Annotated in this window: 14 protein-coding genes and 1 pseudogene; 7 read left to right on the top strand and 8 right to left on the bottom strand. The window is 72.2% G+C overall.

Annotation, left to right across the window (positions count from 1 at the left end; genetic code table 11):
- From TsocGM_RS21955 to TsocGM_RS21925, 7 genes and pseudogenes are all read right to left on the bottom strand, one after another.
- Positions 1 to 331 (bottom strand): annotated as a pseudogene (locus tag TsocGM_RS21955) (hypothetical protein); the annotation flags it as partial.
- A gap of 86 nt (positions 332 to 417) precedes the next feature.
- Positions 418 to 597, bottom strand: coding sequence for a hypothetical protein (locus TsocGM_RS21950; protein ID WP_126727610.1), 180 nt, complete (start codon positions 595 to 597; stop codon positions 418 to 420).
- A 124-nt stretch (positions 598 to 721) separates the two neighbouring features.
- Positions 722 to 1210 (bottom strand): four-helix bundle copper-binding protein, encoded by a 489-nt coding sequence (locus TsocGM_RS21945; protein ID WP_126727609.1) that lies wholly within the window; start codon positions 1208 to 1210, stop codon positions 722 to 724.
- A gap of 93 nt (positions 1211 to 1303) precedes the next feature.
- The gene (locus TsocGM_RS21940; protein ID WP_126727608.1) at positions 1304 to 2473 is read right to left on the bottom strand and encodes a sialidase family protein; all 1170 of its coding nucleotides are present in this window, start codon (positions 2471 to 2473) and stop codon (positions 1304 to 1306) included.
- 36 nt (positions 2474 to 2509) lie between these two features.
- On the bottom strand, positions 2510 to 2695 hold the full coding sequence (locus tag TsocGM_RS21935; protein WP_126727607.1) for a hypothetical protein: 186 nt from the start codon (positions 2693 to 2695) through the stop codon (positions 2510 to 2512).
- 15 nt (positions 2696 to 2710) lie between these two features.
- Positions 2711 to 6721, bottom strand: a complete 4011-nt coding sequence (locus tag TsocGM_RS21930; RefSeq protein ID WP_126727606.1) for an efflux RND transporter permease subunit — start codon at positions 6719 to 6721, stop codon at positions 2711 to 2713.
- Positions 6722 to 6796: 75 nt separating this feature from the next.
- Positions 6797 to 8449 (bottom strand): efflux RND transporter periplasmic adaptor subunit, encoded by a 1653-nt coding sequence (locus tag TsocGM_RS21925; RefSeq protein WP_233579097.1) that lies wholly within the window; start codon positions 8447 to 8449, stop codon positions 6797 to 6799.
- A 453-nt stretch (positions 8450 to 8902) separates the two neighbouring features.
- Between TsocGM_RS21925 and TsocGM_RS21920 the strand changes: the two genes are divergently transcribed.
- Positions 8903 to 9142, top strand: coding sequence for a hypothetical protein (locus tag TsocGM_RS21920; protein ID WP_126727604.1), 240 nt, complete (start codon positions 8903 to 8905; stop codon positions 9140 to 9142).
- A 333-nt stretch (positions 9143 to 9475) separates the two neighbouring features.
- Positions 9476 to 11035 carry a TolC family protein gene (locus TsocGM_RS21915; RefSeq protein WP_158633699.1) on the top strand — a complete coding sequence of 520 codons (1560 nt, stop codon included), beginning with the start codon at positions 9476 to 9478 and terminating at the stop codon, positions 11033 to 11035.
- A 47-nt stretch (positions 11036 to 11082) separates the two neighbouring features.
- Here TsocGM_RS21915 and TsocGM_RS21910 read toward each other — a convergent pair whose 3' ends face one another.
- The gene (locus TsocGM_RS21910) at positions 11083 to 11586 is read right to left on the bottom strand and encodes a hypothetical protein (protein WP_126727602.1); all 504 of its coding nucleotides are present in this window, start codon (positions 11584 to 11586) and stop codon (positions 11083 to 11085) included.
- Positions 11587 to 11795: 209 nt separating this feature from the next.
- Here TsocGM_RS21910 and TsocGM_RS21905 point away from each other — a divergent pair, with 209 nt between their 5' ends.
- From TsocGM_RS21905 to TsocGM_RS21885, 5 genes are all read left to right on the top strand, one after another.
- Positions 11796 to 12218, top strand: a complete 423-nt coding sequence (locus tag TsocGM_RS21905; RefSeq protein ID WP_126727601.1) for a hypothetical protein — start codon at positions 11796 to 11798, stop codon at positions 12216 to 12218.
- A 110-nt stretch (positions 12219 to 12328) separates the two neighbouring features.
- The gene (locus TsocGM_RS21900; protein ID WP_126727600.1) at positions 12329 to 12718 is read left to right on the top strand and encodes a DUF5666 domain-containing protein; all 390 of its coding nucleotides are present in this window, start codon (positions 12329 to 12331) and stop codon (positions 12716 to 12718) included.
- A gap of 14 nt (positions 12719 to 12732) precedes the next feature.
- The gene (locus tag TsocGM_RS21895) at positions 12733 to 13254 is read left to right on the top strand and encodes a c-type cytochrome (protein ID WP_126727599.1); all 522 of its coding nucleotides are present in this window, start codon (positions 12733 to 12735) and stop codon (positions 13252 to 13254) included.
- Positions 13244 to 13669 carry a heavy metal-binding domain-containing protein gene (locus tag TsocGM_RS21890; RefSeq protein ID WP_126727598.1) on the top strand — a complete coding sequence of 142 codons (426 nt, stop codon included), beginning with the start codon at positions 13244 to 13246 and terminating at the stop codon, positions 13667 to 13669. The genes TsocGM_RS21895 and TsocGM_RS21890 overlap by 11 nt, the downstream gene beginning before the upstream one ends.
- Entirely contained in the window at positions 13666 to 15096 is a 1431-nt protein-coding gene (locus TsocGM_RS21885; RefSeq protein WP_158633698.1) for a TolC family protein, read from the top strand. The genes TsocGM_RS21890 and TsocGM_RS21885 overlap by 4 nt, the downstream gene beginning before the upstream one ends.
- The last annotated feature ends 7 nt before the right edge of the window (positions 15097 to 15103 follow it).

The raw sequence follows: 15103 nt of genomic DNA, 5'->3' as shown, positions 1-15103 counted from the left end.
CCAGCGCCTCGGCCGGGTGCCCGGGATGGGATGGCGCCGCGCGGAGCGGCCGGCTGAACCAGGGCTTGTCGGGCAGATTCGGGTGGTAGAACGTGGCCGACGCGGCGACGCGCGACAGGTCCACGGGCCTGTGCTGGAGGTCGTGGACGAAGAGCCGCACTCCCTGCGGGGTGAAGACCGCCTCGACGTGGTGCTGCGACGTCGTCGCCGAGACGCCGCCGTGCGCCGCGCCGGCGTGGTCGTGCCCGTCGTGGGCGGACACGGGCCCGGTCAGGTTGACGCCGAGGGCGGCCGCGAGGGCCAGGATGAGCTTCGATCCGGTCGATTGCATCTGAGTCGCTCCGAAGGATTGGAAGAGAGGGTGGCCCCCGGCGTCCCTGCCGGGAGGGCACCCGGGATAACCTGGTCGTACCGCGCTCAACGACCGTGTCGGGCGCTGTCGAAGCCGCGGCCGTGCAGCGAGTGGACGGCACCGGAGTCGTACGGCGGGCTGTTCGGCCCGCCGCCGCAGCCCGCCCGGGCCGCGGACCCGGCGATCGGGACGATGCCGATCGCGAGCACGCCGGCCAGGGCGACCGTCCGCGAGGTCGTTCGCATGATGTCGCTCCCGAAGGACGGTGTCCTCTCCGAGGAAGGGAACCCATGCGGCGTGTCCCCGCCGCAGGACCTTGAGACGATCGCCCGCCCGTGAGCCCGCGGGCAGGACGATCCGGTGACGACGTCAGCGGGCCGCGCCCGCCCGGCCATGCTCATGGCCGCCCATGGCCTGGACCATCTCGCGGCAGGCCGCCGCGCACGTCTTGAGCGACTCGACGACCGCCTTCATCTCCGGGTCGTCGAGCTTCTCGCACTCGGCGATGCAGTCGTCGCAGCTCTCGGCACACGCCAGGCAGGTGTGCACCATCAGGGGGCTCATCCGCGCGACCAGCTTCGCCGCGGTCGAGCACACCTCGCCGCAGTCGACGCAGAGGTGCATCGCCTTGGCGTGCCCGGGCTTCCCGGCCTGGACCTGCGTGTAGCAGTGGTGGAAGCCCCGGTTGCACTGCTTCTCGCAGTCGAGGCACGCCTCGGCGCACCTCTCGTGGATGTCGCCCTCGGCGTGCGCATGCGCGTGCGCCCTCGCCTCTTGCCCGAGGGCCTTTCCGCCGGTCGCGGCGGCCAGCCCCGCGGCGGTCGCCCCGAGGACTCCCAACAATTCCCTGCGATCCATGGTTCTTCTCCGCGGTGCAGCGGGGGCGGGCCGGGACGCTCCGCAGTCCGCCCCGTCCGGGCCCGCCCCCGGATCGGACGGGGCGTGTTCCGGTCAACGGGCCGCATCTCCGGCCGGCGGATCGAGCACCAGCGAGAGGATGCCGCCCTCCTCGGCGTTCGCTTCCCAGACCGCGACGACCGGGCCCCGGCCGCCCGGCGCGGCGGCGACGACCGGGTCGTTCGCGCGTTCGGCCAGGGTGAGCGGCGCAGGTCCTTCTGGGATGAGGGCCAGCAGCCTGCCCGGCCGCCGTTCCAGCCAGACCGAGTACCCGCCCCCGGGGCCGAGGGCGGTCCAGCCCTGGATGCCGCCTCCGAGTGGCCGCTCGGCCTCGCCGGGCCGCGCGGCGAACATCGCGCCGTCGCGCATCCACACCGTCTGGACCCGGCCGCCGGGCCCCGCGGCGAGGGCGCCGCCGTCCATCGGGCAGGCGTCGAGCGGCCACGTCCCGAGGCCGAGCTTCTCGGCGGGGCCGAACGTCTCTCCCCCGTCGGTGGAGCTGGTGAGGTAGAGGTCGCGTGACCCGTGCAGCTGATTGCGCCACATGACGTAGAGCATGCCGTCGGGGGCATACGCCGCCGAGGGGTGGCAGCACTCGCAGACGCTCCCGGCCGGCGAGCGGTAGACGAGGACGTCCGGCTCCCAGGTCGTGCCGCCGTCCTCCGACCGGGCGCCGTAGAGCTCCGTCTTGCCGCCGCGGAGGTCGAGCCAGGTGCAGAAGACGCGCCCCTCCGGCCCGGCGGCCATGCCGTGCAGCCCCTCCCGGGCGGAGCCGTCCACCGCGTTCGCCCGCGCCGGGCCGCTCCAGGTCCTACCGCCGTCGGCCGATCGCCAGGCGAGGAGGTCGCCGTCGCGTCCCCCTCCCTCCTTCCCGCCGATGGCCGTGACGACGACGGCCCGCCCCGTCGCCGCGACCCGCGGGCCGCGGCGCATGCCCAGCGCGAGCGAATCGACCGAGCCGACCGTCGCCACCTCGAAGGTCTTCCCGCCGTCGGTCGAGACGGCGCAGCGCACGGTGTTGCCCCGGCCGAAGGCGACGAAGATCCGGCCTTCCGCGTCCACGGCGGCCTGGGGCTGCCTGGCCCCGCGATCCGGGCCGTCGGGCGCGATGACGGGGACCGGCCCGGGCCCGGGCGGGGTCGCGACCGCGGTAGACGCCAGGCCGCCCAGGGCGGCGAGCCCGGACACCAAGACTGCTTGCGACAGGGCCTTGCGATGCATCATCAGCCTCCCCAGGGGATCCAAGCCTCGTCTCGGACGCTACCATCGCCGCTCGTAGGACCGCCTCAGCCGGGCATGCCGCCCCGCTTCCCGGGCGGCCGATTCGGCGGTGGCAGGGTCCCAGTACTCCGGGCACCTCCGCCGATTGGCCTCGAGCCCGAGGAGCACGCCGACGACGGCGACCCCGATCAGGAGCGTCCGGACTCGCACGATCGGTCGGGACACGCGACCGCCCCCCGTTCATGAGACCGGGACCGGGTCTTCGGCCGCGGCGAGCGCCACCCGCTCGTCGAGCGGCCCGAGGCCGTGCGCCCTCCGCCATCGCCACTTCTGGACGGCGAAGTAGAGCACCGGCAGGAAGATGTCGACCACCTCGTCGGCCACGAGCAGGCCGCCGAGGACCGGCGCGGCCATCGGCCGGATCATCTCGGCGCCGACGCCGTCGGCCCAGAGCATCGGCGCGATCGCGATGATCGTCGTCCCCTCGGTCAGGAGCTTCGGCCGCAGCCGGTGGATGGCCCCCTCGAGGATCGCCTCGCGCAGCTCGGCCACCGAGCGGATCCCCGCCAGGCCGCCGCGCTCGCGGATCGCCTCGCGGAGGTAGACCATCATCACGATGCCCGTCTCGGTCGCCATGCCGAAGCAGGCGATGTAGCCGACCCAGACGGCGACGCTGAAGTTGAAGCCGAAGAGCCACTGGAAGATCGCCCCGCCGGCCAGGGCGCCGAGGATGCTCGGCAGGATCAGGGTCGCGTCGACCCAGCTCTTGTAGGTCAGGTACAGCAGCAGCACGATCACCGCCACGACCGCCGGGAAGACGACCTGGAGCGTCTTGCGCGCCCGCACCTGGTGCTCGAACTGCCCGGCCCACTCGACGTACATGCCCTCCGGCAGCTCGACCTGCTCCTCGACCGCGCGCCGCGCCTCCTCGACGAAGCCGACGACGTCGCGGTCGCGGACGTTGAGCTGGACGTAGGCGCGGAGCAGGCCGTTCTCGCTCTTGATCACCGACGGCCCCTCGACCACCCGGATGTCGGCCACCTGCGAGAGCGGGACCTGCACCGGGGGGGCCGCGTCCGCCCCGGCGCCCGGGGCGCCGGACATCGCCGCGGCGGCGGGCTCGCCCATGCCCGCGCCGGAGGCGGGGCCGCGGGCCCCCACCAGGATCTGCCTGAGCGACTTCACGTCGTCGCGGAAGTCCCGGGCGTAGCGGACCCGCACCGGGTAGCGCTCGCGACCCTCGACGGTCATCGTCAGCGGCTTGCCGCCCATGGCCACCTCGACCACGTCCTGGACGTCGCCGACCTGGATGCCGTAGCGCGCGGCCTTCTCGCGGTCGATCTCGATCTCGACGTAGCCCTTGCCGACGATCTGGTCGGGGAAGACGTCCACCGCGCCGCGCACCCGCTTGAGCACCGCGGCGATCTCCTGGCTCGCCCGCTGGATCTCGTCCAGGTCGTCGCCGAAGACCTTCACGCCGATCTGGGTGCGCACGCCGGTGGCGAGCATGTCGATGCGGTTGATGATCGGCTGCGTCCAGATGTTCCCCCACCCCGGCATCTGGATCGCGGTGTCCATCTCCTTCACCAGGTCGTCCTTGGTCTTCTGCCAGAGGAAGACGTGCCGGGAGAACGACTCCTCGAGGCCGGTGGTGAGCGACTCCAGCTCCGCGGCGGTCGCCTCGCGCCCCGCGAGCTCGCGCTCGCCGGCGAGCTTCACGAGTTCCTCGGCCGCCGTCGCGGTGGCGACCGCCACGGCGCGGTCGAACAGCTCCCAGTTGAGCGTGCGCGTCCGCTCCTCCATCCGCTCCGCGTGGGAGGCGGCCAGGTCGTCCGCGATTCGGGAGAAGAGCGTCGGCTTCTCCAGCCCCAACGCCTCGCCCAGCGCCTCCCCGGCCCGCTCCAGCGTGCTCGGGGGCGGGGCGAGGAGGCCCGGGTCGTCCTCGAGCACGCCCAGGGCGACGAGCCGACGCGCGGCGTCCCGGACCAGGGCGGTCACGTCATCCGGCAGGATGACCAGGGCGAGGCGATCGCCGTACGTCCCGGCCAGCGCGTCGAGCAGATCCTCCCGCTCCGCCGGCGTCATCGCCCGCTCGACCGCGTCGGGGGCGACGCGTCCCAGGAGATTCTCAACCGCCCCCTCGACCAGCGCGCGGCCCAGCTCGGGGCGGAACTCGGCCAGTCGCAGGTGCGCCAGCTCGCGCAGCTCCCGGTCCACCCGGGAGGCGACCGTCATCGCCGCGTCGTTGATCAGGCTCTCCCGATCGTCCGCGGGGGGCGGGCGCCGGACGTGGCCCTCGGCCTCCAGCGCGGCGAGCACGGCCGCGGTCTGCCCGACGGCGTCCTCGTACCGGAGCTGGCGCTTCGGCCAGAGTTCGCGGTCGCGCAGGTTGATGATCGTCTCGACCATGTCCAGCGGCGCCGGGTCGGTGGAGGTCTCGGCGCGGCCCGCCTTGCCGACCACCTGCCAGACCTCGGGGAAGGTGCGCAGGATGGCGTCGCGGGCCTTCAGGTCGTCGGCCGCCTGGGTGACGCTCGTGCGCGGGACGCTCGTCGGCATGTCGAGGATCGAGCCCTCGTTCAAGGGCGGCATGAACTCGCGCCCGACCCGCGTCGAGGCCAGGTAGCCGAAGCCGACGATGACCGCCAGCAGCCAGCAGACCAGGGTCGGCCGGTCCATCAGCCAGGAGAGCATCGGCTTGAAGATCGAGATCATCGTCCGGACCAGCCAGCTGTCCTCCTCGGACTTGATGCGGCCGCGGAGGAAGATCGGGATGAGCGCCGGCACGAGCGTCACGGCGAGGATCGCCACGCCGATCAGGGCGAAGGTCTTGGTCCAGGCCAGCGGGTGGAACATCTTCCCCTCCATCCCGGAGAGCGCGAAGACCGGCAGGAAGGAGAGGATCGTGATCAGGATCGAGAAGAAGATCGGCCGGCCCACGGTGCGGCAGGCCGGGATGATGACGTCGAGGTTGCTGCCCGTGATCCGCCGGTTGCCGTGGCGCCGCGTCAGGTGGTGCGCCGCGTTCTCGGTCATCACGACCGCCTGGTCCTCGAGGATCCCCACGCTGATGGCGATGCCGGCCAGGCTCATGATGTTCGAGGGGATGCCCATCAGCCGCATCATCAGCACGCTGAAGAGCACGGCCAGCGGCAGCGTCAGCGAGACGACGAACGCGCCGCCGAGGTGGCCCATGATCAGGAGGATCATCATCGTGCAGATGAACAGCTCCTCCTTGACCGTGTCGCTGACCGTCTCGATGGCGCCGTGGATCAGCGGCGTGCGGTCGTAGAAGGGGACGATCCGCACGCCCTCGGGCAGCCCGGCCTGGAGCGTGGTGATCTTCTCCTTGATGCGCCTGGTGACCTCGAGCGGGTTCTCGCCGAAGCGCATGAGCACCACGCCGCCCACGGCCTCGCGCCCGTCCTTCTCGAGCACGCTGCGGCGGAACTGCTGGCCCATCTGCACGACGCCCAGGTCCTTCAGCCGGATCGGCGTGCCCTCGCGCTGCGCGACCACGGTGCCCTTGAGGTCGTCGAGGCTGCGGATCCAGCCGACGGAGCGGATCAGGTACTCGGCGTTGCCCTGGTGGATCACCCGGCCGCCGACGGCCGAGTTCGCTCGGCTGACCGCCGAGTAGACCTCGCCGAGCGTGATGCCGTAGGCGCGGAGCTTGTTCGGGTCGAGGTCGACCTGGTACTCGCGCGGCGCGCCGCCGACCGAGGCGACCTCGGCGACGCCGGGCACGGAGTTCAGCTGGTAGCGGACGTACCAGTCCTGGATCGAGCGCAGCTCGTCCAGGTCCTTCCCCTCGCCCTCGACGGTGTACCAGAAGATCTGGCCGACCGCGGTGGCGTCGGGCGCCAGGTACGGCGTGACGCCCTCGGGCAGGAACGTCGACGCGATCGACAGCCGCTCGAGCACCCGCGTGCGGGCGAAGTAGTAGTCGGTCTCGTCGTCGAAGATGATGTTGATCATCGAGAAGTTGAACTCGCTCGACGAGCGCACCACCTTCACGCCGGCCAGGCCCTGGAGGTTGACCGACAGCGGGTAGGTGACCTGGTCCTCGATCTCCTGCGGGCTGCGGCCCGGCCAGTCGGTGAAGACGATCACCTGGTTCTCGGACAGGTCGGGGATCGCGTCCACCGGCATCGTCATCGCCGCGCGCACGCCGGCCAGGCCGAGCGCGATCGCGGCCAAGATCACGAGGAGGCGGTTGCGAATCGACCACTCGATGATCGACTCGATCACGGGAGGATCTCCGCGGGGCCGGCGGCGTGCCCGGCGACGGGCCGCGCCGCGCGGTGGTTCGGTGGGGGGGGCGACTCAGTGCCGGTGCGTGTCGTTGCCCGACGAGGCGGCGGTCCGGGGCGGGGCCTCCTCCGCGCGGGGCGTGCCGCTGCCGCCGAAGTAGGCGGCGCCCGCGGCCGGGTTGAGCCGGGTCTCGGCGTCGATCAGGAACGCGCCGGCCGCCGCGACCTGCTCGCCGGGGGCGAGCCCCTCGAGCACCGGGTAGCGGCCGGCCGAGGGCGGGCCGAGGACGACCTCGCGGCCCTCGAAGACGCCGGGCTCGGCCTCGACGTAGACGACCGTCCGCGTCCCGGTGTCGATGACGGCGGACTCGGGCACCGAGAGGACGCCGTCGCGCGGCGGCGGGGCGAGCTTCGCCAGGTACGTGGCCGGCTTCGCCTTGAGCGGCCCCTCGCACCCGGCGCAGCAGATCCAGAGCTTCTTCCCCTCGACCTCGATCGGTAACGGCTCGCCCATCGAGCCGAGCTTGGCGTTGGTGACCAGGCAGGTCTCCTGCTCCGCGACCGTCAGGCTCGCACGGCCGCTCAGGTCCTCCGCGGGTCGGGCCGAGGCGAGCCTCGCGCGGAACGCGGGCGTCTCGGCCACCGGCGTCTTGAGCGTCACCGTGGCGTACATCCCGGGCCGCAGCCGCCCGTCGGGGTTCGGCAGGTCGTAGCGCACGTCGACGGTCCGGGTCGCCGGGTCGAGCACCGGGTCGACGAACGCCACCGTGCCGGTGAAGGTCTCGCCCGGGAAGGCGTCGACCGTCGCCTCGACCTGCTGGCCGACGCGCACCAGCGCGAGCTGGTCCTCGTAGACCTTCGCCCGGATCCAGACGTGGCCGAGGTCGGCGACCTCGAACATCGCCTCGCCCTCGGCGACGTATTGCCCCTCCACGACGTTCTTCCGGACCACCACCCCGCCGATCGGCGCGAGGATCGGCAGCTTGAAGTCGGCCTGGCCCTCCCTCAGGATCCGGTCGATCTGCCCGGGGGTGATCCCCCAGAGCCGGAGCTTCTCCTTCGACAGGCGCACCAGCTCGTCCGGGTCGCCCAGCGCCGAGCGGCCGACGGCCGTCTGGACCCGGGGCCGTTCCTGCGCCGAGCGCTGGGCGAGGAGCAGCTCACGGACCGCCTGGTACAGCTCGGGGCTGTAGAGCTCGGCCAGCGGCTGCCCCGCCTCGACCGGAGTGCCGGTGAAGTTGACGTGGAGCGCCTCGACCCGCGACATCCCCTTGACCTTGGAGGAGATCCGGGCCAGCCGCCGCTCGTCGAAGGCGACGTAGCCGACGGTCGTCACCGTCTCGGCCAGCGGCTCGTAGGCCACCTCCGCGGTGCGGATGCCCGCCTGGGCGATCCGAAACGGGGCGAGCTGCACGCGGGCCGTCACCCCCTCGGGCAGGGCCTCCACCTCGCCCTTCTTGCGCTTCGACAGCGGCATGCCGCAGATCGGGCACGGGATCCCCGGCTCGTCGCGCACGACGCTCGGGTGCATCGGGCAGTAGTACTCGGTGTCCGGGGCGGCCGCCACCTGCTCGCCCGGGGGCCTCGTCCACTTGTCGTAGTAGTTCCAGAGCGTGTCCCAGTAGGCGAAGACCAGCGCGGTCGCCGCCATCAGGGCGATGAAGCGGAGCCGAAGCTCCACCACCTTCACCACCATGTGGATCTTCTGCCGGCGCGAGAGCGGCACCTGGCCCGCTTCGCCCGGCGCAGGGGGGACGGCGGGCGCGGGCGCACCCGAAGGGTCGTGCGAAGACATGCGATCAACTCCCCGCGTCGGCCGGGGCGGCTGCCCGGGCGGCGCGTCGTTCGCGGTTCAAGGCCCATCCGAGACGTGGATGAAGACGTGCAGGCGTCGGGCAACCCAGGACGCGGACGTCGGCCGGGCGCACGGCGCAGGCAGGGCGCGAACGGGAGTGCCTAGATCAGCAGGCGGGAGGTGCGCAGGTAGAGGGGGGATTTCGGCGGGCTGGCGTTCGCCGAGGTGGGAGCGACGGGCGCGGCCGGCGGCCTTGCGCTCGAGGAGAGGCTCGGGAGGAGCTGGCCGGGGCCGGGATCGGTGCGATCCTCGGAGGTGGAACGAGGCTTGGAGTCCCGCGCCGGGGCGGCCGGGGCGTTTGAGCGGCACTCGCAGGAAGGTGCGGTGCGAGCAAGCTCGGCCCGCGCCGGCGCGGCGAGGGACGGCAGGGAGCCGGACCGCGCGACCGATCCGGCGGCCGGCAATTCCGCCGCCGGGCAGCAGGAGCAGTCCGGGACGCTATGCGCGGTGCAGCACACCTTCGCGGCCGGGGCCGGCCTCTCGCTGCACGCCGAGGCCACGTCCGCCACCGACACCATCCCCACGATCGCCAGGAGGGCGAACCAGAGGGGACGGGAGTGGTGACGAGGGCCGGTCATGGGCACAACCTCGGCGAGGAGAAGATGCCTGCGATTGAAACATTCTACCCTGCGGACTGCCCCCGTACAAGCTCGGCTGGGGCGCTGAATATCTTGAACCGAGGCCTGCGATGTTGGCAGTACGGCGGCCGCCCCGGTTTGGTTCGCCGCAACCGCAATGACATGCCGGAAGGATCCGGGGAATCGCTGCGACGGGGAGATTTCGCCAAAGCTGACCAGGCCCGACGCCCGATGTCTGACCCGGGCTCATTGGTACGGCATTGCCGTCCGCGCCGAGGATACGCGGCGTGGTCGACTCTCAGACTGGATGGGGCCGGCGATGGACCGACGATGGCCGTTTCACATATCGATCGCGACCGTCCTGATGGCGGCAGGCTGCCGCCAGTTGGCGCCGCACCCGGGCTATCACGGGGTCGAGCACCTGCTGCACAACGCGGCACTGCGGCCGCCGCACACCGTCGCCCCGGGGGAGCCGATGGCCATGGCCTTCGACCCGGAACCCGCGCCGCCCGGGCTCACCGGGCCCCAGCCGGTCGACGCCTACATCCGCCGCGCCCTGGACGAGAACCGGCTGGTCCAGGCCGCCCGGGCCAACGTGATGGCGCTGAGATACCGCATCCCGCAGGTCACCGCCCTGGACGACCCGGTCGTCTCCAACACCATCTTCCCGAGCGCCGAGTACGGCCAGCAGACGGCCGACGGCTTCATGCCCTGGAACCTGCTCATCGCCCAGCAGTTCCCCTGGTTCGGCACGCTCCAGCTGCGCGGCCAGGCGGCCGGGCTCGACGTGCAGGTCGCCCTGGCCGAGCTCTGCGCCGCCCAGCTCGACGCCGTGGAGGCGGTCAAGCGCGCCTATTACGACCTCCACTTCGCCGAGCGGTCCGAGCAGATCCTGCTCCAGAACCGCTCGCTGGTGGAGGACTTCATCGAGATCGCCCGGACCCGCTACGAGACCGGCCAGACCAGCCAGGAGGACGTGCTCAGCGCCGAGGTCATCCTCTCCGACCTCGATCGCGAGCTGGTGGCCACCCGCCAGGCGATCGCCTCGGCCCGGGCCGACCTGGCGCAGCAGCTCCACGTCAGCCCCGAGGCCGAACTCGGCACGCTGCCGGAGCCCCCGCTCGGCGACGTGCCGGCCCAGATCGAGCGGCTCTACCGCCTGGCCGGCGCGGCACGACCGGAGCTGCAGGGCCGGCTCGCGGCGATCGCCCGCGACGCCAAGGCCGTCGAGCTGGCCCGGAAGCGCTACTATCCCGACGTCACGCTCGGCTTCAACTACGGGCTGATGACGGCCGCCGGCGCGGTGGTCCCGGACGCCGAGGGGAACGATCAGCTCGGGATGTTCGTCGGCTTCAACCTGCCGGTCTACCGCCAGAAGCTCGACGCGGCCGTGCTCGAGGCCCAGGCCCGCACCGTGGCCGACGCCAAGCTCTACGAGGCCGAGCGCGACGCGACCTACCGCGCCATCAAGGACCTGTTCGCGCAGGCCCAGGCCCGGCGCGAGACGCTGGAGCTGTTCCGGCAGGGAATCCTGCCCCGGGCCCGCCAGGCGCTGGAGGTCGCCGCGAGCGACTACCAGGCGGGCAACGTCGACTTCCTGACGCTCATCACCGCCTGGCGCGAGGTGCTCCAGATCGAGATTCAGGCCGCCCAGTTCGAGGCGGAGCTGGGCAAGAGCCTCGCCTCGCTCGAACGGGCCGTGGGGACGCAGCTCAGCGAGCACCCGCCGGCGCCCGCGCCCGCAGCCACGCCCGACGCGCCCTCCGATGCCCCGCCGCCACCTCCGGAGGAGGGCACGGGCCCGTTCGGGCAGGACGACGATGGGCCCCAACCCGATGCCGAGGGTGAGGCGGCCCCGCCCGAACCGGGAGACGCCTGAGGGAGGCCGAGCGGGGCGGGGCGCGAGCAGCCCCCGCCCCGCGGCCTTCACATGCCGCCCATCGCCGCGCCCCCGCCCCGGCCCGAGAGGCTCGGCGGCTGGCGGAACGGGTACCCGAAGCCGAGCCCCATCCGCCGCCCCCCGCCGGTCATGCCGGGGCCGACCGCGGGGCCCATGCCGGTCAGGCCGCGGGAGGTCAGCGGACGGTAGGTGAAGGTGCCCCGCATCAGCGAGGCACCGCCGATCGGGGTGCCCATCGCCCCGGCGCCGCCGATCGGGGTCTGCTCGATCCGGCGGGGGATCATCGCCGCGGCCGCCGGCTCCCGGGCCTCGAGGCCCCGGTAGGGGATGAAGCCGCCCTGCCCGCCGCCGTAGGGGATCAGCGGGCCCTGGCCGCTGCGATAGTACCGCTCGATCGTCGCCTCGCCGTACCCGCCCAGCGAACGGCCCATGCCGGCCGCCTGGGCGCGGGCCTCAGCCGGCCGTTGCGCCAGCCCAGCCGCGATCAGCGCGAGGGCCGATGCCGCGATCCTCCTCTTCGCTCGCTTCATGACACTCCGGCCCCCCGGGGCCGCTCCCGATATGCTGGGTTAAAGGTCCGCGAGGACACAAAGGAATTATCGGCAGTCCCCGTGCCGGCGTCCGCCCCGAAGGTCTCTGCCCGACGCGCCGCCTCCCCCGGCGGGATGCGCGGCGGGAGGGGACGGCCGGCGTATCGGGCCGCGTCCGGCCCGATAACGAATCGAAATATGCAATCGGTTTGACTCTACGGCATTTCGGCCTTACCCTGTACCGCATGAACCTCTCGCCGAGACTCTGCCGGTCCCTCGCCGCGGCGCTGCTGCCCATCTTCCTCGCGGCCAGCGTGCTCTGCATCTGTGCCCCGGCCTCGGCGCTCGAGGCCAGCGACCGTCATCCCGGCTGCGCCCACGAGGACGCCCCGCCGGCCGATGCGGCGGAACACTCCCCGGATTGCAACCACTGCTCGCAGGCCCAGCTCCTGTACGAGAAGACCGACCTCGATCGCGCCGCCGCGATCCACATCGAGCCGCTACCCCCGACGCTCCCCTCCCCGATTCGCCCTGTCGCCCTGCACCCCGTCGGCCCGCCGGCGGTCGAGCCGCTGCCGCCCGATCGGCCTCGCCGTTCGCTCCTCCGCCTGAAGTGCACCCTGCTGCTCTGATCGCGCCTCGACTTCCATCATCGATAACAATCACCGAATGAATCAACCGGGGCCCTGCGTCCCGCGCCACAGCGTGCGCGCACCGCCCCTCGCATCAACGAGAGATTGCCATGAGAACGAAGATCAGCGCCGTCATCGCGGCGGCGTTATTCGCCCTGACCGCCGTCCCGCCCGCCCTCGCACACGACCCGAGCCTGCACAAGGGGAAGCCCGTCGCGGGAGAGGTTGCCTCGATCGCGAAGAATACCATCTCGCTGAAGACCGATTCGGGGATGATGAAGGTCACCTTCGACCGGGGGACCCGGTTCGAGCATGGTGACCATCAGTCCTCGGCCGAGGAAATCCGCGAGGGAATGCGTGTGACCGTGTTCGGCACGAAGCTCCCCGGCGGTGCGATCGTCGCCCGGGAGGTCGTCCTCGACGCGGGCCCGACCGAACCCCACGAGGGGGCAGCCTCCGACGAGCGGGGCCACGCGCACGACGGCCACGGGCACAGGTAGCCGTGGGCCGACCGATGAGAATCATCCTCGCGCTGGCCCTCGTCGCGGCGGCGGCATGGTCGCTGTCCGCCGTGGCGGGCCGCGGCTTCAGCGCGCGCGAGGAGCCCACGGCGCTCGAGGAGTTCCTCGCCCGGATGGCCCGCACGCTCGCGACCCCGGCCGGGGTCCGGGAGCTGGCCAACCCGGTCGAGCCGACGGCACTCGCCCTGGCCGAGGCGCGGGACCACTTCGCGGACCACTGCGCCGCCTGCCACGCCAACGACGGGAGCGGCCGGACGATGATCAACGCCGGGCTCTACCCGCCCGCGCCGGACCTGCGGGGCGGGCGGACGCAGCGCCTCTCCGACGGTGAGCTGTTCTACATCATCAAGAACGGCATCCGCCTGACCGGCATGCCCGGCTGGGGCGGCGAGGACGAGGAGAACTGGAAGCTCGTGCTCTTCCTCAGGCACCTCCCGAGGCTCAGCGCCGAGGAGCGCAGGCTGATGGAAGAGATCAACGGGCTCAAAGACGAAGGAGGCCACGATGGCCACTAAAGCAGGACTGCTTGCGGTCGCACTGCTCGCCTGGGGATGCAGCCCGCAGGCCTTCACGCACGAGCTGCCCGCAGACCACCCCGCCCACCCTGCCGCCCGAGGGGGAATGCATGCGGGGACATCGACCACCCTCGCCATCGAAGAAGCGCCTTCCGGCGATCCCGCCGGCATGATGCCGCACGACATCCGCTCGCAGGAGCCAACCGATCACGGCGCTCATCGCGAAGCGGAAGACAGCCCGGAGGCGGGCCGAGCGCAGGCCGCAGAGGCGCTCTATGCCTGCCCGATGCACCCGGAGATCACCTCTCGCGATCCGGAGCGGCGATGCCCCAAGTGCAACATGAAGATCAACAAGCGCGTGACGACCGGCGGCGCGGCGCCCGGCCACGAAGGGCATGGAGGAATGAGCCGATGAGCGCCAAATCGCTGCGGTTGGCCGGAGCCTTAGTAGCCATCGTAAGCACGAGCGGATGCGCCACGGTGCAAGCCGGGATGGGATTTGACGAGGTAGGGCACACCGTCGCGGAGCGGACCGGGCGGCGCATCCACTGGAATCAGGGCACGGCCGCCGACGAGGCGGTCGAGCAGGAGGTGGCCGCGCTCCTGGGCAAACCGCTGACCGCCGAGTCGGCCGTCCAGATCGCGCTCCTGAACAACCCGAACCTGCAGGCCACGTACGAGGAGTTGAACATCGCCCAGGCGGACCTCGTCGCGGCCGGCCTCTTCCGGAACCCGGTCTTCGACGCCGAGCTCCGTTTCGCCACGGAGGGCGGCGGGACCGGTTTCGAGATGGCCCTCGTCCAGGACTTCATCGACATCCTCTACATCCCGCTCCGGAAGGGAATCGCCGGCGCGAACTTCGAAGCCGCAAAGCAGCGGGTCGCCGGCGAGGTGATCGACCTGGCGGGCCGCGCGCGCGCCGCCTTCTACACAGCACAGGCCTCCGCGCAGGCGCTCGAGATGCGCAAGAAGGTGCGCGCGGCCACGGAGGCATCGTACGCGCTGGCAGGCCGGCTCCGCGCCGCGGGCAACATCACGGAGCTCGAGCTGGCCAACGAGCGGGCGCTCTTCGAGCAGGCCAGGCTCGACCTGAGGACGGCCGAACTCGAGTCGTTCCGCGCGCGGGAGCGGCTCAACGTCCTCGTCGGGCTCTGGGGGGAGCAGACCGCGTGGACGACCTCGGCGCGGCTGCCCGAGCCCCGGCCGGACGAGGTCGGCCCCGAGGGGCTCGAACGGCTGGCGGTCGAGAGGAGCCTCGACCTCGGCATCGCGCGGGCCGAGATCGAGCGGGCCGCGCGCGCGCTCGGGCTTGCACGACCCTTCGCCGTCTTTGCCGATGCCGGGCTCGGGGTAACTGCTGAGCGGGAGCAGGAGGGGGACCTGGGCCTCGGGCCTGCAGTCGCGCTGCCGCTGCCCTTCTTCAATCAGGGCCAGCCGGCGGTCTCCGCCGCCAGGGCGGAGCTCCGCAGCGCCGGCGAGCGGTACCGGGCCCAAGCCGTGGCGCTTCGCTCGCAGGTCCGGGCCGCCCATGCGGCGGTCACCGCCGCGCGAGAGCGGGCCGAGTACTACGCCAAGGTCCTGCTCCCGCTCCGCCAGCGGATCGTCGAGCAGACCCAGCTCCAGTACAACGCGATGCAGGTGGGCGCCTTCCAGCTGCTCCAGGCCAAGACGGAGCAGATCGACGCCGGGGAGGCCTATATCCGGGCGCTCCTGAAGTACTGGCTTGCGCAAACCGAGCTCGATCAGCTCCTCAGCGGCCGGATGACCTCCCTCGAGGCCACGGCGAATATGAACTCCGGGCGTTCTCCGTCGGGGCCGGCTCCCGGCGGAGGAGGCCACTGACGCGGAA

Source organism: Tautonia sociabilis, assembly GCF_003977685.1.
Classification (GTDB): domain Bacteria; phylum Planctomycetota; class Planctomycetia; order Isosphaerales; family Isosphaeraceae; genus Tautonia; species Tautonia sociabilis.
Note: the sequence above shows the minus strand (reverse complement) of the source record. Positions and strands in the feature narration are given on the sequence as shown.